Origin of the sequence: Janthinobacterium sp. UMAB-60 (genome assembly GCF_900095235.1) — a bacterium.
GTDB lineage: Bacteria > Pseudomonadota > Gammaproteobacteria > Burkholderiales > Burkholderiaceae_D > Janthinobacterium.
The window spans coordinates 98237-117649 of sequence record NZ_LT607494.1 but is presented as its reverse complement, the minus strand read 5'-3'; the positions used below and the strand labels follow the sequence as shown (position 1 = coordinate 117649).

Annotated in this window: 15 protein-coding genes; 7 read left to right on the top strand and 8 right to left on the bottom strand. The window is 63.2% G+C overall.

All coding sequences use genetic code 11. The features are described from left to right. Nucleotides 1-172 precede the first annotated feature (172 nt). The 4 genes from flhA to K0F86_RS19975 form a co-directional block, all read right to left on the bottom strand. Nucleotides 173-2269 carry a flagellar biosynthesis protein FlhA gene (gene flhA / locus K0F86_RS19990; protein ID WP_219135992.1) on the bottom strand — a complete coding sequence of 699 codons (2097 nt, stop codon included), beginning with the start codon at nucleotides 2267-2269 and terminating at the stop codon, nucleotides 173-175. Continuing rightward, nucleotides 2266-3459 carry a flagellar biosynthesis protein FlhB gene (gene flhB / locus K0F86_RS19985; protein WP_219135991.1) on the bottom strand — a complete coding sequence of 398 codons (1194 nt, stop codon included), beginning with the start codon at nucleotides 3457-3459 and terminating at the stop codon, nucleotides 2266-2268. The genes flhA and flhB overlap by 4 nt, the downstream gene beginning before the upstream one ends. 139 nt (nucleotides 3460-3598) lie before the next feature. After that, nucleotides 3599-4597 carry a fumarylacetoacetate hydrolase family protein gene (locus K0F86_RS19980; protein ID WP_219135990.1) on the bottom strand — a complete coding sequence of 333 codons (999 nt, stop codon included), beginning with the start codon at nucleotides 4595-4597 and terminating at the stop codon, nucleotides 3599-3601. A gap of 78 nt (nucleotides 4598-4675) precedes the next feature. Further along, nucleotides 4676-5386, bottom strand: a complete 711-nt coding sequence (locus K0F86_RS19975; protein WP_219135989.1) for a pseudouridine synthase — start codon at nucleotides 5384-5386, stop codon at nucleotides 4676-4678. A gap of 256 nt (nucleotides 5387-5642) precedes the next feature. On the opposite strand from K0F86_RS19975, the gene K0F86_RS19970 reads away from it, so the two are divergent. Continuing rightward, a complete protein-coding gene (locus tag K0F86_RS19970; protein WP_219135988.1) occupies nucleotides 5643-6008 on the top strand; it encodes a hypothetical protein in 366 nt (121 codons plus the stop codon). Between the two features lie 378 nt (nucleotides 6009-6386). On the opposite strand, the gene K0F86_RS19965 is transcribed toward K0F86_RS19970, so the two are convergent. The 4 genes from K0F86_RS19965 to K0F86_RS19950 form a co-directional block, all read right to left on the bottom strand. After that, on the bottom strand, nucleotides 6387-7388 hold the full coding sequence (locus tag K0F86_RS19965) for a S49 family peptidase (protein WP_219135987.1): 1002 nt from the start codon (nucleotides 7386-7388) through the stop codon (nucleotides 6387-6389). 41 nt (nucleotides 7389-7429) lie between these two features. Further along, nucleotides 7430-7807, bottom strand: coding sequence for a Rieske 2Fe-2S domain-containing protein (locus K0F86_RS19960; protein WP_219135986.1), 378 nt, complete (start codon nucleotides 7805-7807; stop codon nucleotides 7430-7432). Continuing rightward, nucleotides 7804-8463 carry an HAD-IIIA family hydrolase gene (locus tag K0F86_RS19955; RefSeq protein WP_219135985.1) on the bottom strand — a complete coding sequence of 220 codons (660 nt, stop codon included), beginning with the start codon at nucleotides 8461-8463 and terminating at the stop codon, nucleotides 7804-7806. Before K0F86_RS19955 ends, K0F86_RS19960 begins: the two co-directional genes overlap by 4 nt. A gap of 90 nt (nucleotides 8464-8553) precedes the next feature. Next, the gene (locus K0F86_RS19950; protein ID WP_219135984.1) at nucleotides 8554-9549 is read right to left on the bottom strand and encodes an RluA family pseudouridine synthase; all 996 of its coding nucleotides are present in this window, start codon (nucleotides 9547-9549) and stop codon (nucleotides 8554-8556) included. Between the two features lie 697 nt (nucleotides 9550-10246). Here K0F86_RS19950 and K0F86_RS19945 point away from each other — a divergent pair. From K0F86_RS19945 to K0F86_RS19920, 6 genes are all read left to right on the top strand, one after another. Next, a complete protein-coding gene (locus K0F86_RS19945) occupies nucleotides 10247-13345 on the top strand; it encodes an Rne/Rng family ribonuclease (RefSeq protein WP_219135983.1) in 3099 nt (1032 codons plus the stop codon). 88 nt (nucleotides 13346-13433) lie between these two features. After that, entirely contained in the window at nucleotides 13434-14780 is a 1347-nt protein-coding gene (chrA, locus tag K0F86_RS19940) for a chromate efflux transporter (RefSeq protein ID WP_219135982.1), read from the top strand. Nucleotides 14781-14809: 29 nt separating this feature from the next. Beyond that, on the top strand, nucleotides 14810-15931 hold the full coding sequence (moaA, locus tag K0F86_RS19935) for a GTP 3',8-cyclase MoaA (RefSeq protein ID WP_257572255.1): 1122 nt from the start codon (nucleotides 14810-14812) through the stop codon (nucleotides 15929-15931). A 61-nt stretch (nucleotides 15932-15992) separates the two neighbouring features. After that, nucleotides 15993-17840, top strand: coding sequence for a gephyrin-like molybdotransferase Glp (glp, locus tag K0F86_RS19930; protein ID WP_219135981.1), 1848 nt, complete (start codon nucleotides 15993-15995; stop codon nucleotides 17838-17840). Further along, the gene (locus tag K0F86_RS19925) at nucleotides 17840-18628 is read left to right on the top strand and encodes a hypothetical protein (protein ID WP_219135980.1); all 789 of its coding nucleotides are present in this window, start codon (nucleotides 17840-17842) and stop codon (nucleotides 18626-18628) included. Before glp ends, K0F86_RS19925 begins: the two co-directional genes overlap by 1 nt. 298 nt (nucleotides 18629-18926) lie before the next feature. Next, nucleotides 18927-19413: MHFG family PEP-CTERM protein (locus tag K0F86_RS19920; RefSeq protein ID WP_219135979.1), on the top strand; the 487-nt coding region annotated here is incomplete at its 3' end.

Genomic DNA, 19413 nt, shown 5'->3' with positions numbered 1-19413 from the left:
TCGAAGGAACAGGACGGGAAAGTACCCGTTATTCAGTTTGCCAGCAGGAAATTGATGAAAAAATAAGCAAAAATGGTGGAAGCAAGAGCTGGGGTCAGTCACTCACGACCGGAGTGCATCTCATTGAGACGCACTCCCCCGCCGGGGCTGACCCCGGCATTAACCATGTCAACTACTGCGCGCCCACCAGCGCCGTGACGCGGATGGTCTTGGTTTCCGGCACTTCCGCATGCGACAGCACTTTCAGCTGCGGCAAGGCGCGGCGTAGAAAACGCGACAACAGGGCGCGCAGCGGCGCCGGCACCAGCAGCACCGGCGTCAGGCCCAGCGCCTCCTGCTGCTGCGCGGCCAGCCCTGCTTGGTGGGCGATGGTATCGGCCAGGCCCGGCTCGATGCCCGCGCCGTCGCCGCCGTTGCCCATGGCTTGCATCAGCAGGCGCTCCAGGCGGCTGTCGAGGGTCATCACGGACAATTCGGCGGCACCGGGGAACAGTTGCTGCACGATGGCGCGGCCCAAGGAGACGCGCACCAGCGCCGTCAGCTCGTTCGGGTCTTGCGTATTGACCGTATGCTCGGCCAGGGTTTCGATGATGCTGCGCATGTCGCGGATGTGCACGCCCTCGGCCAGCAGGTTCTGCAGCACTTTTTGCAAGGTCGACAGCGACAGCATCTTCGGCACCAGGTCTTCCACCAGGCGCGGCGCATCCTTGCCCAGGTGGTCGAGCAGCGACTGCACTTCCGCGCGGCCCAGCAGTTCGGAAGCGTGCGAGGTAATCAGGTGGTTCAGGTGCGTGGCCACCACGGTGCCCGCATCGACGACCGTGTAGCCCATCGATTGCGCCTGGTCGCGCAAGCTCGCGTCGATCCAGGTGGCGGGCAAGCCGAACGCGGGGTCGCTGGTGGCCAGGCCCGGCAAGGTGCCGCTGGCCATGCCGGGATTGATCGCCAGGAACTGCCCGTTGAACGCTTCGCCCACGCCCACTTCCACGCCCTTGAGGGTGATGCGGTAGGCGGACGGTTTGAGCTCCAGGTTGTCGCGGATATGCACGGGCGGCGCCAGGAAACCCACTTCCTGGGCAAATTTCTTGCGGATGCCCTTGATGCGCTTGAGCAATTCGCCGCCCTGCGTCTTGTCGACCAGGGGAATCAGACGGTAGCCCACTTCCAGGCCCAGGGTATCGACGGGCATGATATCTTGCCAGCTGGCTTCTTCCTGCTCGGGCGCCACGGTCGCTTGCGGCACGTCGGCCGGCTTCTCGGCCGCCGCTTTTTCCTGCGTGCGCTTCTTGCTGATCAAATAGGCGGAGCCGGCCAGCAATGATGCCAGCAGCAGGAAGACCATGTTCGGCATGCCGGGAATCAAGCCCATGCCGCCGATGATGCCGGCGGTGATATACAGTACTTGCGGTTTCGCGAACAGCTGCCCCACAAGCTGAGTGCCGATGTCCTGGTCGCTGGCCACGCGCGAGACGACGATACCGGCCGCCGTGGAAATGATCAGCGAAGGAATCTGCGCCACCAGGCCGTCACCGATGGCCAGCAGGGTGTAGTTCTTGAGCGCATCGGCAAAGCCCATGTCGTGCTGCAACAAGCCCACCAGCAAGCCGCCGACGATATTGATGACGGTAACCATGATGCCGGCGATGGCGTCGCCGCGCACGTATTTGCTGGCACCGTCCATGGCGCCATAGAATTCCGCTTCCTGCGCCACTTCCGTGCGGCGCCGGCGCGCTTCGTCTTCGCCGATCAGGCCGGCGTTCAGGTCGGCATCGATGGCCATCTGTTTACCGGGCATGGCGTCCAGCGCGAAGCGGGCGCCCACCTCGGCGATACGGCCCGCACCCTTGGTCACGACGGTAAAGTTGATGATCGTCAAAATGATGAACACCACGATACCGACCGTGTAGTTGCCGCCGATCAGGAAGTGGCCGAACGCCTCGATCACTTTACCGGCCGCGTCGGCGCCCGTATGGCCTTCCGTCAGCACCACGCGCGTGGACGCCACGTTCAGCGACAGGCGCAGCATGGTCGACACGAGCAGGATGGTCGGGAAGGCCATGAAGTCGAGCGGCTTGACCGTGTACAGCGCCGTCAGCAGCACGATGATGGACAGCGCGATATTGAAACTGAAGAAGATGTCGAGGATGAAGGCCGGCAGCGGCAGCACCATCATCGCCAGCAGCATGATGATGATGATCGGCGCGGCGATGCCCTTGCTGGCGTTGCTGCTCATACCGCTGAGCCAGGCTGGCAATCTCAGGCCGTTCATGGTGTACTTCCTTTATTCTTGTCTGCCGCGTCGGTTGCGGCTTTGGTCTGCGATGCGGGGTCGAGCGGATCGAGCTCGGGCGGCACGTCGAGTTTCTTCGGCTTGTCGGGACGCTGGCCGTGGCCGCTGCCGTAGCTGCGCAACTGGAACACGTAGGCCAGCACTTCGGCCACGGCGCCATACAAGGCCTCGGGGATCTCGTCGCCGATGTCCGTGTGCTTGTACAGCGCGCGCGCCAGGGCCGGCGCTTCCAGGATGGCGACCTTGTGTTCGCCCGCCAGTTCGCGGATCTTCGCCGCCACCTCGTCGATGCCCTTGGCCACCACCTGCGGCGCGCCGCGCGAATTCTCGCCATACTTCAGGGCCACCGCGTAGTGGGTAGGATTGGTCACCACCACGTCGGCCGTCGGCACGTCGGCCATCATGCGGCGGCGCGACATTTCATGCTGCATCTGGCGAATTTTTGCCTTGATCTGCGGATTGCCGTCCGACTCCTTCGACTCTTGCTTGACTTCCTGCAAGGACATTTTCATCTTGTTGGCGTAGTGCCACATCTGGTACGGGCCGTCGATGGCGGCGATCAGGCCCAGCGCGCCCACAATCATCAGGAAGGCCGTGATCAGCAGGCTGATCAGATGGGCCGAACCGGCGCGCAGGGATTCGACCGACAGGCCCAGCACGGCATCCTTTTGATGTTGCATCACCATCCAGGCGACGACGCCGACGACGATGGTCTTGGCGACGGCCTTGAGCAATTCCACCAGCGCATTCTTCGAAAACATATTGCCCAGGCCGCGAATCGGGTTGAGCTTGCCAAAATTGGGCGTGAACGCCTTGGAACTGAACAGCCAGCCGCCCACCAGCACGGGAGAGGCCAGGGCGACGAGCATGATGGCCGCGGCGTACGGCAGGCAGGTCAGCAAGACGGAGCCCACGTCGTAGCCGATGCGCAACATCATCGCATCGGGATTGAGGATTTGCTCCCGGTCCAGGGTCAGGCCGGACACCATGACGGCCGTCAGCCGGCGCACGATGGCGTCGCCGGCAAACCACAGGCAGCAGCCGGACGCCATCAACACCGTAAACGTGGCCACTTCACGCGATCGCGGAACGTCGCCTTCCTCACGCGCCTGCTCGAGGCGCTTCGGTGACGCGGCTTCGGTCTTTTCTGCGTCGCTGTCTTCCGACATCAATCAACTCCGGTGAAGTCCTGCAGCCTGATTAGGCGCAATACGGACTGGGCATGAGACATTATCGGTTCAAGCGGGCGCACGCCATCGGCGGAACAGGGGGACAAATCCCCTGTATTTCCCTTTGCCTATAAGAAACTTAGCGGGACTTGCGCGCCTCGGCCTGTTTCACCGTTTGTTCTATCGCGCCAAACAGGGACTTGCCGTCATCGCCCAGCATCTCGATGCGGACAATATCGCCAAACAACAGGAACGGCGTGCTGGCGACGCCATCGGCGATCATCTCCTGGTTACGTCGCTCAACGATGCTGGAAAATCCCTTCTTGATTTCCTTGTTGGCGACACCGCCCGCACTGACCACGCTGCCGGCGCGCGCGTGGCGCGTCCGGCACAGATGGGCGAGCAATTGCGGATAATTAAACGCCATGTCGGCGCCCGCGTGGGGCTGGCCCGTCAATTTACCGTTCAGGCTGCAGCGCAAGGCGTAATGCACCTTGCCGCCACGCCAGGCGTCACCCAGCTCGTCGGGCGTAATGGCCAGCGGCGAGCAAGCCATGGCCGGCTTCGATTGAAGGTAGCCGTAACCGCTGGCCTGCTCGTCGGGCGCCAGGTTGCGCAGGGTGATGTCGTTGACCAACATCAACAGCTTGATGTTCAGGTGCGCCTGGTCCGGCGTGGCACCCATGGCCACGTCGTCCGTGATGGCGGCGATGCCCGCCTCGTAATCGATGCCCCACTGCTCGTGCGCCAGGGTGATGTCGTCGTGGGCGCCGAGGAAATCGTCGCTGGCGCCCTGGTACATGCGCGGCGCCTCGCGCAAGTTGGCGGGCGCGTCAACGCCCGCCGCCTTGCAGGCGCGTTCGATCTGCTGCAGGTAGGATGCGCCGGCCACGCGCAAGCTGCTGCGCGGCAAGGGCGCCATGCAGTTGGCAGGGTCGAAGTCGAAGGCGCGATGGCCGCGGCCGCTGTTGATGGTCTGGTACAGCAAATCGAGCTGGGGCGCGATGAAACTCCAGTCGTCGAGCGCCTTTTGCAGGGTCGAGGCGATGCCGTCGGCGAGGTGCGCCGTTTTCAGGTCGCGCGAGACGACGGCCAGCTGGCCGTCGCGCGTGCCATCGTTCAGGGTTGCTAATTTCATGTGCGGGAAACTTCGTCAAATGCAGGCTAAAGACGCCAAAAAGCCGGGATATTCCCGGCTTTGACAGGCAGGAGAGTGTTACGCGAGGAGAGCGATCTGCTCGGGCGTCAGGTAGCACCACTCGCCTTCGGCGATGCCCAGCGACTCCAGCGTCAGGCCGCCGATGGCGGAACGGTGCAGCGCGCTGCAATGGTTGCCAGCGGCAGCCAGCATGCGCTTGACCTGGTGGTATTTGCCTTGTTCGAGCACGATTTCCAGCTGGAATTCTCCGCGCTGAACGCAGACGAGGGCCGCCAGCGGGGCCGGTTCGTCGTGCAGTTGCACGCCAGCCAATAGCTGCGCCACCAGTTCATCGGTCACGGGCTCTTGCGTGGTGGCCTGGTAAATCTTGGGAACGTGACGCTTCGGCGACGATTGCGCATGGATAAATGGTCCATCGTCGGACATCAACAGCATGCCAGTCGTATCGTGGTCGAGCCGGCCGATGGGCTGGACTTCGCGCCAGGTGAACTGTTCCGGCAGCAAGGTCAGCACGCCAGGGTGATGGCTAGGCTTGCGCGAGCATTCAAAGTTGGCCGGCTTGTTCAGCGCCAGGTACAGGTGCTGGCGGACCACCCACTCTTCTTCAAACACGTGCAGCACCAGGCCTTCGGTCTCGACGGTGGTGCGATAAGTGGTCTGGGTGACGCCATCGATGACGACATCGCCATCTTCGATGAGGGAACGACAATATTTACGGGTGCCAAAACCCTGCGATTGCAGGATGCGGTCTAGGGATAATTTACTCATGGGCGTGACTTTACCAGAAGCGGCTGGCAGCGTGAAGCGGCGGGGCGCGCCGCCTGCGCCAGCCGGCGCACCGCGCACCGGCCTTGCGCAGGCACAGATACGGCGATGCACAAGGTGAGATTTCGATATAAATGGCCAATTCCTTTGAGATATATCAAGCGCTCGGAATATCGCGTTGATAGACTGAAACTTCGTTAGGAATCCGCCTAACGAGCTTTAGGAATAATAACCAGACAACGACCCACAAGGACATCGTATGAAGCATACCGATACCATCGCCTTACAAGGCAGCATCGCCGACATGCGCCAGCGCATCGCCACGGAACAAGCGGCCATGCACAAGGTCAGACTCGGCGTGGCGCGCTGGCGCAACGCCCCTGCGCCGCAGAAGGCGGACGCGCCGCCATCGCCAGCGAGCCAGACGCACTGGCATGCCGAGGCGCAATGTCATTTCATGTGCTGGCTGGAACTGGGCGGTTTTGCGCACGCGGATGCGGCAGCCGACAAGGTGAGCGCACCCGCCATGGCGGACATGCCGCCCGACATCAGCGCCAGCTCCGGCGGCGGCACGGCAGCGGAGCCGGCCCCCCTGCCCGCGCACTGTAACGGCTGCGCCGCCTGAGCGCGCCGCCATCGGACCCGCCATGCCCTGCCCCCGCATGCCTGCCTTGCCAGCCAGACCAGATCACGCATTGCGCGATGCCAGCCCACCCGGCATGGACGACGCACAAAAGGAAACGGCGGCATTGCGCCGCCGTTCCCAAGCCCCATCGGGACTTCAGTGAGGAATGTAAATTCACTCAAAACCACATCTGCGATGCGGCGAGTAGTTCCAAGACCTGCCAATCAAGTTAGTACTGACAACATAGTTGATATATCGCCCCTCCTTGAAAAGAACTACGCTTTCACTATAGCCCAAGCAGCGCCTTTTTCAAGCCAAATTACCACCTTATTGAAAATCATTCTCGACTGGCTTGCCTGCCAGCCAAGAGTGATGCCTTCAACGCAACGCCGGTTGTGACTGCCGCACGGCCGCCTTCATGGCGCCGGCGCCCATGGCGGCGCCAAATTTCTTCAGCACCCGCTCCGGCAAGCCTTCATGCTGCGTGTAGTCGACGATGTCTTCCGCCTTGACGACATCGCGCGCCACGCTGTCGACCGTGCCAAAATCGTCGGCCAGGCCCATTTCCACGGCTTTCGCCCCGGTCCAGTACAGGCCCGAGAAGGTATCGGCCGTTTCCTTCAGGCGCTTGCCCCGTCCCGTGCGCACCACGTCGATGAATTGCTGGTGGATTTCATTGAGCATGCCTTGCGCATACGCCTTGTGCTTTTCCGTCAGGGGGCTGAACGGGTCCATGAAGCCCTTGTTCTCGCCCGCCGTCAGCAGCCGGCGCTCGACGCCGACCTTTTCCATCACGCCCGTAAAGCCGAAGCCATCCATCAGCACGCCGATGGAGCCGACCACGCTGGCCTTGTTGACGTAAATGCGGTCGGCGGCGGCGGCGATGTAATAGCCGCCCGAGGCGCACATTTCATCGACCACCACATACAAGGGCTTGTCCGGATAGCCCTTGCGCAGGCGCTGCATCTCGTCGACGATCATGCCGGCCTGTACGGGACTGCCGCCCGGACTATTAATATGCAGCACCACGGCCACGGACCCGGCATCGGAAAACGCCTTGTCCAGCGCGGGGATGACGACGGCGGCCGAGCCGCTGCCTTCGGACTCGATGGCGCCGCTGATATCGATCAGGGCCGTGTGGCGACCCAGGGTTTCGCTGTCGTCGGCCGTGTTGTAGTCATAAAACACCCACAGCGCGAACAGCACGATCAGCAGGCCGAAGACCTTGAAAAAGATGCTCCAGCGGCGGTGCGCGCGTTGCTCTTGCAAAGTGGCAAATACCAGCTTTTCCAGCACGTCGCGCTCCCAGTTCCCCGCAGGGGCGCCGTGGCCGGCGGCTGGCGCGCTGCTGTCCAGCTTGTCATTCGTGTTATCGCTCATGGTTCACTTTGTTTAAATTGCAATAATGCCTGTGCCTGGCTTCAGGCCGGCAGCGGCTGGACATACTCGTCGGGCTGCCAGTACAGCTGGCCATCGCGCTCGGTCACGGGTATCGGACGCAAGCGGCCGCCCTTGCAGGGACCGCCCGCACAGTAGCCGCTCTCCGGCACATAGATGGCGCCATGCGTCGAACACATCAGGTACAAGCCGCTGGACTCAAAAAACTCGCCCTCGGCCCAGTCCAGTTCGATCGGCACGTGGGCGCAGCGGTTCAGGTAGCCATATGCCTTGCCACCGTGGCGCACGACAAAGCCCGTGGTCGCCTCGCCACCGGCCGAGACGGGAAAGCGCACGCCCTTGCCGCCATCGGCCACCGCATCGGCGGCACAAATGAATACGTCGACAACATCGCTCATCATGCGTGCTCGCTCAGCCATTGGTGCAGATCGGCCACCGTGGCGGCCGAATACAGGGGGTTGCAAGCCTGCAATTGCTCCACCGGATGCGCCCCATACTCTACGGCAATACCGGCCGCGCCTGCATTGCTTGCCATCAACAAATCATGACTGGTGTCGCCGATCATCACGGTGCGGCGCATATCCTGCCCCAGTTCGCGCGTCAGCTCCTGCAGCATGGCCGGATGGGGCTTGGAAAACGTTTCATCGGCACAGCGCGTCGCATCGAACAGCGACAGCAGCTTGACGGCATTCAGCGAACGGTTCAGGCCGACACGGCTCTTGCCCGTGGCCACCGCCAGGAAATACGCCTGCTGCGACAGTTCCTGCAGCATTTCCTGTACGCCGGGAAACAGGGTCAGCTCATGGTCGCGCGACAGATAGTGATAACGATAGCGCTCGGCCATGCGCGCATGGAATTTCGGCTCGACATCCGGCATCACCAGCTGCATGGCTTCCTGCAAGCCCAGGCCGATCACATGCGAAGCCAGCAACTCGGTGGGAATTGGCAAGCCCAGGTCTTTCGCCGACGCCTGGATGCACTTGACGATGGTCGAGGTACTGTCTATCAAAGTACCGTCCCAATCGAAGACGATCAGATCAAATTGCTTTCTTGCCATGTTTCCCGACGGCAAAGCCGCCGGCTCCTTGAGAATGAATGATGGCGACTGACTACCTTGTGAGTAGTGTCGCGCGCACGCGTTTGATAACTATCGTGCGGCAACGGCCAATGGTTTGCCCAAGCTTACCAAGAAACGCTCGCATTCGGCAGCCAGCGGCGCATTCAGGGTCATCGTCTTGCCCGTCTCGGGATGCGTAAACGTGATCTGGTGCGCGTGCAGGAACATGCGCTTCAGGGCGCCGCGCGTGCTGTCGGCTTTCAACAGGGCACGGTTGAGGGCAAAGTCGCCATATTTATCGTCGCCGGCGATGGCGAAACCGGACGAGGACAGGTGCACGCGGATCTGGTGCGTGCGTCCCGTCTTCAATTCCGCTTCCAGCAAGGCGAAGTTGTGATATTTATGCAACAGTGAAAACACCGTATGCGACGCCAGGCCATCAGCCTGCACGGCCACCCGGCGCTCGCCTTCGGCCGTCGTATATTTATGCAGCGGCAGCTTGATATGCTGGCGCGCATTCTTCCAGTCACCTGCCACCAGCACCAGGTAGCGCTTGTCCGTGAGGCCGTCGCGCATCTGTTCATGCAAATTCGTCAACGCCGTGCGCTTCTTTGCCAGCAACAGCAAGCCGGACGTGTCGCGGTCCAGGCGATGCACCAGTTCCAAAAACTTGGCGTCGGGGCGCGAAGCGCGCAATTGCTCGATCACGCCGAACGAGACGCCCGAACCGCCATGCACGGCCACGCCGGCCGGCTTGTCGATGACGAGCAGCTGCGCATCTTCGAAAATGATCTTGAATTCGGCGGCCGGCGCACCCGTGGGGGCCTTTTCGGCCACGCGCACGGGTGGAATGCGCACCACGTCGCCGGCGACGAGACGGTACAACTGATCGATACGGCCTTTATTAACCCGCACTTCTCCCGATCGCAAGATCCGGTAGATGTGGCTTTTAGGCACTCCCTTGCACACTCTTAATAAGTAGTTGTCGATACGCTGGCCTGCTTCTTCCTCGGCGATCGTTACGAATTGGGCTTGCGGCTGAACCGGGGGTGTTGAAGGGGGAACAACATCATTTTGACTCTTCATTTACTATGTCTTCCCAGAAATCTCTCTAAGTCCTTCATTTTGAATATATAATTGTTTTTGCTGCGGCCCTGGCTGCTGCGAGTGTAAGAATAAAAGCACATTTTACACAGGGGCGTCTCCACCGGCCTCGCCAAATTGCAAATTCGGTGGAAAAAAATGTATATGCACCATCCCCGCGCGAATCAAGGTTGCACCGTAGTTGTAATCGGATAAGGCGTGGAGATGCTGAAGTGAGTGTGGGATTATAAGGATAAGTACCCGTTAGCGCGACTTATCGAGTCGGGCTCGCGGGTTGATGAAGTTGATAACGCTTGCCGTTTTCGCCAAACCCCGTATGTGGCCAAATACTGAGGGTTGTCGATGATAGGCTGAGGCCAAGCCTCGCCATCGCGATCCCTGTAATGAGCCGGCTAACGATTTTGGCTCTGAATTTGCTGACCACTTGCATTCTCTGCCCCCGATGCAGTTCATTCTCATCCGGGCTGTTTCAGATGAGTTGCAAGTGTCCTGTGCACTCGGCATGACGATTGACCTCACCGCGCCTGTTGCGGCCGTAACGCATATCTCGTACGCGTTGTTGCTCCGCACGCCTGGGCATTTCCCCCGCCAGCACTCCCGTTCTCGCATATATCCCTGTACTTTCGCCGCTTCCCCGGAAGCGGATTTGAGATGGCCTACGGGTCGCGGAGTTATAAAAATGAAACGCATGTTGTTTAATGCCACGCAGCAAGAAGAACTGCGCGTAGCGATTGTCGACGGACAGAAACTGATCGACATCGATATCGAGACAGCCGGGCGCGAACAGCGCAAATCCAACATCTACAAGGGCGTCATCACGCGCATCGAGCCATCGCTCGAAGCGTGCTTCGTCAGCTATGGCGAAGACCGCCACGGCTTCCTGCCTTTCAAGGAAGTTGCCCGCACGTATTTCCGCGAAGGCGTCGATGTGCGTAACGCTTCCGTCAAGGAAGCGCTGCGCGAAGGCCAGGAAATCATGGTCCAGGTCGAAAAGGAAGAGCGCGGCAACAAGGGCGCCGCCCTGACCTCGTTCGTCTCGCTGGCCGGCCGTTACCTGGTCTTGATGCCGAACAACCCGCGTGGCGGTGGCGTATCGCGCCGCGTGGAAGGGGAAGAGCGTCAGGAATTGCGCGAAACCATGGATAAACTGGACTTGCCAGCTGGCATGTCCGTCATTGCCCGCACCGCCGGCATCGGCCGCAACGTCGATGAACTGCAGTGGGACTTGAATTACCTGATGCAACTGTGGCGCGCCATCGAAGGCGCCGGCAAGTCGGCCAACGGCGCTTTCCTGATCTACCAGGAATCGTCGCTCGTCATCCGCGCCATCCGCGACTACTTCCAGCCCGACATCGGCGAGATCCTGATCGATACCGACGAGATCTACGACCAGGCGCACCAGTTCATGAGCCACGTGATGCCCGACATGGTGCACCGCGTAAAACGCTACAGCGACGACGTGCCGCTGTTCTCGCGCTTCCAGATCGAACATCAGATTGAAACGGCGTACAGCCGCACCGTGCCGCTGCCATCGGGCGGCGCCATCGTCATCGACCACACCGAAGCGCTGGTGTCCGTCGACGTCAACTCGGCCCGCGCCACGCGCGGTTCGGACATCGAGACGACCGCCTTCAACACCAACTGCGAAGCGGCCGAAGAAGTGGCCCGCCAGCTGCGCCTGCGCGATCTGGGTGGCTTGATCGTCATCGACTTCATCGACATGGAAGTGGCAAAAAATCAGCGCGAAGTGGAACAGCGCCTGAAAGATGCGCTGCACCATGACCGTGCCCGTGTACAAATGGGCAAGATTTCCCGCTTCGGCCTGATGGAACTGTCGCGCCAGCGCCTGCGCCCTTCGCTGTCCGAAGGTTCGCACGTGACGTGCCCGCGCTGCTCCGGCACCGGCCACATCCGCGACACGGAATCGTCCGCCCTGCAGGTGCTGCGCATCATCCAGGAAGAAGCGATGAAGGAAAACTCGGCCACCATCCACGTGCAAGTGCCTGTGGACGTGGGCGCCTTCCTGCTGAACGAAAAGCGCGGCGAAGTACTCAAAATCGAGAACCGCCACCGCATCGCCGTGATCCTGATCCCGAACAAGCATCTGGAAACGCCGCATTACAAGCTGGAACGCATCAAGCACGACGATCCGCGTCTGGAAGACAGCCAGGCCAGCTACAACCTGGCCGAAAGTGCTGAAACCGACATGGCTTACAGCAAGCGCCAGAAGGAAGAAGCCAAGCCGCGCCAGGAAGCCGTCGTCAAGACGATCACCCCTGACCAGCCGGCACCGCTGGTCGAGCGCAAGCCCGTCGAAGCGAAACCAGCCCCGGTGGCCGCGCCTGCCGCACCACAAGGCCTGATCGCCAAGATCATCAGCTTCTTCACCGGCGCCCCGGCACCGGTGGCGCCAGCGCCCGCCCCTGCCGCACCAGCCAAGCCTGCCGGCGCCGACCGTGGCGACCGCAACAGCCGTGGTCCGCGTGGCCGTGGCCGCAACGGCAAGCCTGGCCGCGAAGAACGCGAACCAGGCCAGGCCCGTCCAGCCCTGGACGACGCCGCGAAGGAAGCGGAAGCACTGGAAAAGGCGGCCCGTCCGCCACGCCCACCGCGTCCGCCACGCGAACCGCGTGAAGCGGGCGAGGCAACGGCAGCACCACGCGAACGGGGCGAGCGCCCTGAACGCGCGGAACGTCCTGAGCGCGCAGAGCGCCCGGAACGCGCCGAACGTCCGCCACGCCAGCCACGCGAAGGCCGTGAACCACGCGCCGACAAGGCTGTTGTTGCTGAAGTGAAAGCTGACGAACTGGCCCTGCTTGGCGCCAGCGCCAGCGCCATCAACGTGGTCGTGGCATCAAACGGTCCGGACGCTGATGCAGCACCAACGAGCTTGCTGAAAGCGCCGGCAAATGCCGGTCCTGAAGGCGAAGAGACGGAAAATGACGTGGAAGGCGAAGAACCGCGCCGCCGTCGTCGTCGTGGTGGCCGCAACCGCAACCGCCGCGACCGCGAAACGGGCGAGCTGATCGAATCGGCAAACGGCGAGAACGAAGGCCAGGACGCGCCAGTGATCAGCTTTACGGTCGCTCCGGCGCCGGAAGCGGCCGCTGATGCTGCCCCAGTCGCCGTCGTGGCTGCCGCCGCTGTCGTCGCCGTCGCTGCGCCAGTGGAAGCTGCCGTCGTGGAAGTGGTTGAAGTGGTCGAAGTGGCCAAGGTGGTCGATATCGCCAAGGTCGAAGAAGCCGCGCCAGTTGCTGAACCGGTCGTAGCGCAAGCCCCTGTCGAAGTGGCTGCAGCGCAAGCTGAACCAGCCGCTGCCGAACCGGCACCTGCTGCCGAGTACAGCTTTGTCGAGAAAGCGGAAGCTGCACCAGCTCCAGCTCCAGCGGAAATCATCGTCGAAGCCGTGCCAGTGGTGGAAGCTGCGCCGCTGGTGGAAGCCGTCGCCGTGATCGAGGAAGCACCAGCGCCAGTGGCTGAAACGGCGCCTGCCGTGGTGGAAGCCGCTCCGGTGGTTGCCGACGTTGCTCCTGCTCCCGCCCCTGCTCCAGCGCCGGCACCTGTCGTCGCTCCAGCACCCGTGGCAGCGCCGCTGGACTTGAGCGCGGTGCTCGGTTCGGCCGGCCTGACCCTGGCGGCCACCGACCCGGAAAAACTGCGTCTGGCGCAGGAAGCGGCCGCCAAGGCAGTCGCTCCCGTGCGCAAGCCGCGCGAACGCAAGCCATTGCCGCCGCAATCGGATGAGCCGTTGATCCAGGTCAACACGCAACGTCCATAAGCGCGCCGGGTTCGCCCAGCCGCCAATGATGAAAGGGGGAGCTCAGGCTTCCCCTTTTTTACGTCCCCACCTTTGCCAGCCAGCCGCCATGCACGAGAACGCCAACCTTCCCCGCCCCGCCCCCGTCAGCCTGCGCAGCGCCTTCTGGTACTGGCTCAAGCTGGGCTGCGTCAGCTTTGGCGGCCCGGCCGGGCAAATCGCCATGATGCATGCGGAACTGGTGGAAAAGCGGCGCTGGATTTCCGAACAGCGTTTCCTGCACGCCCTCAATTACTGCATGCTGCTGCCGGGGCCGGAAGCGACCCAGCTGGCCATCTACATCGGCTGGCTGATGCACCGCACGCGCGGCGCCCTGGTAGCGGGCCTGCTGTTCCTGCTGCCCTCGCTGGGGGTGCTGATCATCCTGTCCTGGCTCTACATGGCCTACGGCCACGTGGCCGCCATCGCCGGCATCCTGTACGGCATCAAGCCGGCCGTCGTCGCCATCGTGCTGGCGGCCGCCTGGCGCCTGGGGCGGCGCACCTTGCGCAGCCCCGGCCTGACGGCCATCGCGGTGGGCGCATTTATCGCCATCGCCGTGCTACAGCTGCCATTTCCGCTGATCGTGCTCGCCGCCGCCCTGCTGGGCATGGCGGGCGGGCGCTGGCTGCCGGCCCATTTTCAGGCCGGCGGCACCTCGCATGGCGGCGCGGCCCGCTACGGCGCCGCCCTGATCGATGACGACACGCCCACGCCGGAGCACGCGCAGCTCAAATGGCCACGTCTGCTGGGCACGGCCGCCGTGGGCCTGGCCCTGGCTTGCATCACCTGGCTGGGTCTGGCGCTGCTGGGCGGGGTGGACCAGCCGCTGGCGCAGATGGGCGTGTTTTTCAGCAAGGCGGCCCTGCTGACGTTCGGCGGCGCGTATGCCGTGCTGCCCTACCTGGTGCAGGGCGCCGCCGACCATTACCACTGGATCACGAGCGCGCAGATGATGGATGGCCTGGCGCTGGGCGAAACGACGCCAGGCCCCCTGATCATGATCGTCGCCTTCATCGGTTTTGTCGGCGGCTGGAGCCATGCCGCAGGCATCGCCGGCGAACACCTGTGGCTGGCGGGCGTGTGCGGCGCGCTCGTCGCCAGCTGGTTCACCTTCCTGCCCTCGTTCATCTTCATCCTGGCCGGCGCGCCGCTGGTGGAAGCGTCGCGCGGCAATGTGCGCCTGAGCGCACCGCTGACGGCCATTTCGGCGGCCGTGGTGGGCGTCATCGCCAGCCTGGCCCTGTTCTTTGGCCGCCACGTCTTCTGGCTGGAAACACCCGTGCCGCACTGGGACTGGCTGGCGATGCTCATCGCGCTGGCGGCCGGCGTGGCGCTGATCAGGTTTCAAGTGGGCACCATCAAATTGCTGCTCGCCTGTGCCATCTTCGGCCTCGTGCTATCGTATCTGCCTTGACCGATTTAACGTAAGTGGTATCACCTTTCATGGCTGACAAGATTATCTACCTCGCCGAGGCCCGCAATGGAGCCTTGGCGATCCCCGCGCGGCTGGAAAGTCCCAGCGGCAGCGTGGCCGACAGCCTGGGCCGGCCCCTGCACGACTTGCGCATCTCGATTACCGACCGCTGCAATTTCCGTTGCGTGTATTGCATGCCCAAGGACGTGTTCGACAAGAACCACGTGTATCTGCCGCACACGGATTTGCTGTCGTTCGAGGAAATCACGCGCATCGCGCGCCTGTTCGTCGCGCACGGCGTGGAAAAGATCCGCCTGACGGGCGGCGAACCGCTGCTGCGAAAAAATATCGAAAAGCTCATCGCCATGCTGGCCGCCCTGCGCACGCCGTCAGGCCAGCCGCTGGACCTGACCCTGACGACCAACGGTTCACTGCTGGCCAGAAAGGCGCAGGCGCTCAAGGATGCGGGCCTGAACCGCGTCACCGTGTCGCTCGACTCGCTCGACGACGCCACCTTCAAGCGCATGAACGACGTCGATTTCGCCGTGGCCGACGTACTGCACGGCATCGACGCGGCGCACGCGGCGGGCCTGGGGCCGATCAAGATCAACATGGTCGTCAAGGCCGGCATGAACGAGCAGGAAATCGTGCCCATGGCGCGCCACTTCAAGGGCACGCCCTACATCTTGCGCTTCATCGAATACATGGACGTGGGCGCCTCGAACGGCTGGAACTTGCAGGAAGTCATCCCGTCCGCTGAAGTCGTGCGCCGCATCGGTGCACACATGCCCTTGCTGCCCATCAACCCGAACTACACGGGCGAGACGGCGGCGCGCTGGCGCTACGCCGATGGCGACGGCGAAATCGGCCTCATTTCCAGCGTCACGCAAGCGTTCTGCGCCGATTGCAGCCGCGCCCGCCTCTCGACCGAGGGCAAGCTGTACACGTGTTTGTTCGCCAGCAGCGGCCACGACTTGCGCAGCCTGCTGCGCGGCGGCCATAGCGACGCGGAAATTTCCTCGGCCGTGGCGCAACTGTGGCGCGGCCGCACCGACCGCTATTCGCAATTGCGCACCAGCCAGACGGATTTGACGGGCACCACGCTTGAGCACGGTAAAAAGAAAGTGGAAATGTCGTACATCGGCGGCTGAATCGGGCGCGGCGCGCGCCCGCCGCTGCTACCATGGCGCATGCACCCACTTCCTACCTGACATGATCAACACACACGACATTACCGGCCTGATCCTGGCCGGCGGCCTCGGCACGCGCATGGGCCAGCGCGACAAGGGCATGCTGCCGCTGCATGGACAGCCCCTGGCGCGCCACGTGCTGCAGCGCCTGGCGCCGCAAGTGGGCCAGCTGGCCATCAGCGTCCACGCCGATGCCGGCGATTACGCGCGCTTCGGCCTGCCCGTGTGGCCGGACGCACTGCCGGGCCAGCTGGGCCCGCTGGCCGGCATGCATAGCGGCATGCAACATGCCGGCACGCCCTACCTGCTGACGGTGCCGTGCGACTCGCCCCTGCTGCCGCCGGACCTGGCGGCGCGCCTGGCCGCCGGCTTGACGCAAAACAATGCCGACCTGGCCATCGCCGTCACCGAAGAGATCGACCCGGCGACGGGATCGACCGTGCGCCGCCCGCATCCCGTCTTTTGCCTGGTAAAAACCTCGGCCTTGCCCCAGCTGGACGCGTATCTGCTCGGCGGAGAACGCCGCATGCGCACCTGGCACGGCCCCCTGAAGCTGGCCGAGGTAGTGTTCGAGGATGACGCCGCGTTCGGCAACATCAATACGCCGGACGAGCTGGCCGCCCTGCAGGCGCAGGGATTGAGCGTGCCGATGGCGCAAGCCATCCTGGCCGACAGCGTCGCGCCCGTCGCCGATGTGGAACAACTGCCGCTGCCGCAGGCGTTCGAGCGCATCCTGGCATCCGACATCATCTCGCCCATCAGCGTGCCCGCGCACGACAATTCCGCCATGGATGGCTATGCGCTGCATGGCGCCGACCTGGGCGGAAGTACCCCATTGACCCTGGCCGTGGTCGACACCATCCTGGCCGGGCGTCCCGGCACGGTGGCCGTGCAACGCGGACAATGCGCGCGCATCATGACGGGCGCCGTCATGCCGGACGGCTGCGACAGCGTGGTGCCGCAGGAACTGGTGCGCCAGGCCAGCGCAAGCAGCATCACGCTGGCACCGGATGGCATTCGCACCGGCGACAACCGCCGTTTCAAGGGCGAAGACTTGATGCAGGGCAAACCGGCCTTGCTGCAGGGCAAACGCCTGGGTCCGGCCGAACTGGGTCTGCTCGCCTCGCTGGGCATCGCCACCGTGCCCGTGCGCCGCCGCCTGCGCGTGGCCTTCTTTTCCACGGGCGACGAATTGCGCTCGATCGGCGAACCACTGGACGCGGGCTGCATCTACGACAGCAACCGCTACACCTTGCTGGGCATGCTGACCCGCCTGGGCTGCGAAGTGCTCGACATGGGCATCGTCAAGGACAATCCGCAAGCGCTGGAAGCGGCCCTGCGCGGCGCCTGCGCCAAGGCCGACGTCATCATCACCTCGGGCGGCGTGTCCAGCGGCGCGTCCGATTTTACGCGCGACATCCTCGCGCGCCTCGGTGAAGTGGCCTTCTGGCAGATCAACATGCGTCCGGGCCGCCCCATGGCCTTTGGCCGGATTGCCAGCGAAGGCGACACGGCCTTGCTGCTGGGCCTGCCCGGCAACCCCGTGGCCGTGATGGCGGCGTTTTATTTCCTCGCCCGCCCGACCCTGCTACGCATGATGGGCGCCGATGCGGACACGGCCACCCTGCCGCTGCTGCAAGTGGCGGCGCAAGCACCGATCCGCAAGAAACGGGGCCGCACGGAATACCAGCGCGGCATCGTCGAACGCGGTGCGGACGGGCGCCAGCACGTGCGCGTGACGGGGGCGCAAGGCTCCGGCATCCTGCGCTCGATGACGCAAGCCAATTGCATGATCGTGCTGCATGCAGCGCAAGGCAATGTGGCCACGGGCGAGCTGGTCGATATCGTGCTGTTCCATGGATTGACCTGATGAAACCTCTGCTTCTGGCGCTGGCCCTGCTGCAGGGCATGGCGGCGTACGCTGGCGAAGTCCACAGCAATGGCTACACGGTGCGCTTCGACGAGCGCATCGAAACGGCGCCGGGCGATTTGCATGGCGCCAGCGTGGGCCGCATCAGCATCGTGCGCGCCGCCGATCAAGGTCCCGCGTGGCAGGAAAACACCCGCTTGCAGCCGGGCTGCGGCGCCATTGCGGCCGTCACCGTCCTCAACGATAGCTATGTGGCCCTGTGCGGCCACTTGGGCGGGCGCCATTACACGCAAAAGATCATCTTCATGCAAGGCAACTCGCCCAGCATGGTGAGCGTGGACCAGTTCGATTCGCCCAGTGCCGTGCGCGTGGAGCGCGACGGATCGCTGGCCATCGACGTCCTGCGGCGCGACCGCTTCCCTGGCGAACTGACGGGTCCGCATTATTTTCCCACCGTGTACCGCCTGCACCACGATGACGCCACGTTCGGTTTCGTCCCCAGCTTTGATGGCGATGCCGCCGAGCGCTACTGGCAGCACTATCGCGCCACGCGCCAGGCGGCGCCAGCGGCGGACGTACTGCCGGAACTGCTGGCATCGCTGCTGGCCGCGCAGGCTGGCAAGCAGCCCATCTGCACCGAGCTGGCCACGCTCGCCGCGGATCTGCAGCGTGACGGCCAGCCGCACGATGCCCAAGGTGCGCGCACCGTGGTGCTCGCCTGGCTGCACAAGTTGCCGGCCATCGGCTATCCCCGCTTCGACGCACCTGCCTGCCGGGGCACTTTCTAGCGCGACAGGCGATCGGCGCTGCGGCGCCAGCTCGCTCAACATCCTTCCTCCAGCACCACCACCACGGCCCGCCCAGCGCGGGCCGCTCGCATTGTCCCCTCGCAATCAAATCACCTGCACGGCAAGCGTTCGCCTATCGAGATAAAAATATCAATTATTTCTTTAAATACCATAAGAATAAACACAACAATAATTGTAATTATTTTATTTATTTGTTGATACTACAGTTTCTTCGGTGATAACATCCGAACTCGCATAAAAATTCAATTTTGATATTGTTTTCACGAGGAAACTAAAAATGAGACACCATTCATGGATCGCGGCCGTCAGCATGCTGGGAACGGCTTGCCTGCTTGGCATGTTGTCCCTGGCGCCACTGCCCGCCTATGCCAAAGGGGCACCACGGGCCGACGTGCTGGAGCATTGCAGCTGGAACCGCCCGGGCGCCGACCCGTTCATGGGAGATGTCGTTGCAGCAGTGGACAGGTACCCGGACATCGCGCCGCAGGTGCGCGAAGAATTGAAGGCGCGCATGCGCGCGCGCCAGTACGATGAAATCGTCGTCATCAGCCGCGACGCCATCCGCGGCAAGGGCAATTACGATGCGCGCATCAGCGACATGCATTTCGGGCCGGGCCGCGTCTGCCGCAATGTCACGCGCTCAGGCTGGAGCGAGCAGATGCAGGAAAGGGGGCTCGTGTACTGCGTGCAGAGCGTTTGCATCCTCGTGCCCACCGTGTGCCGCAATGTCAGCCGCATCACGCGGGCGGCGGCCGGGCCGCGCG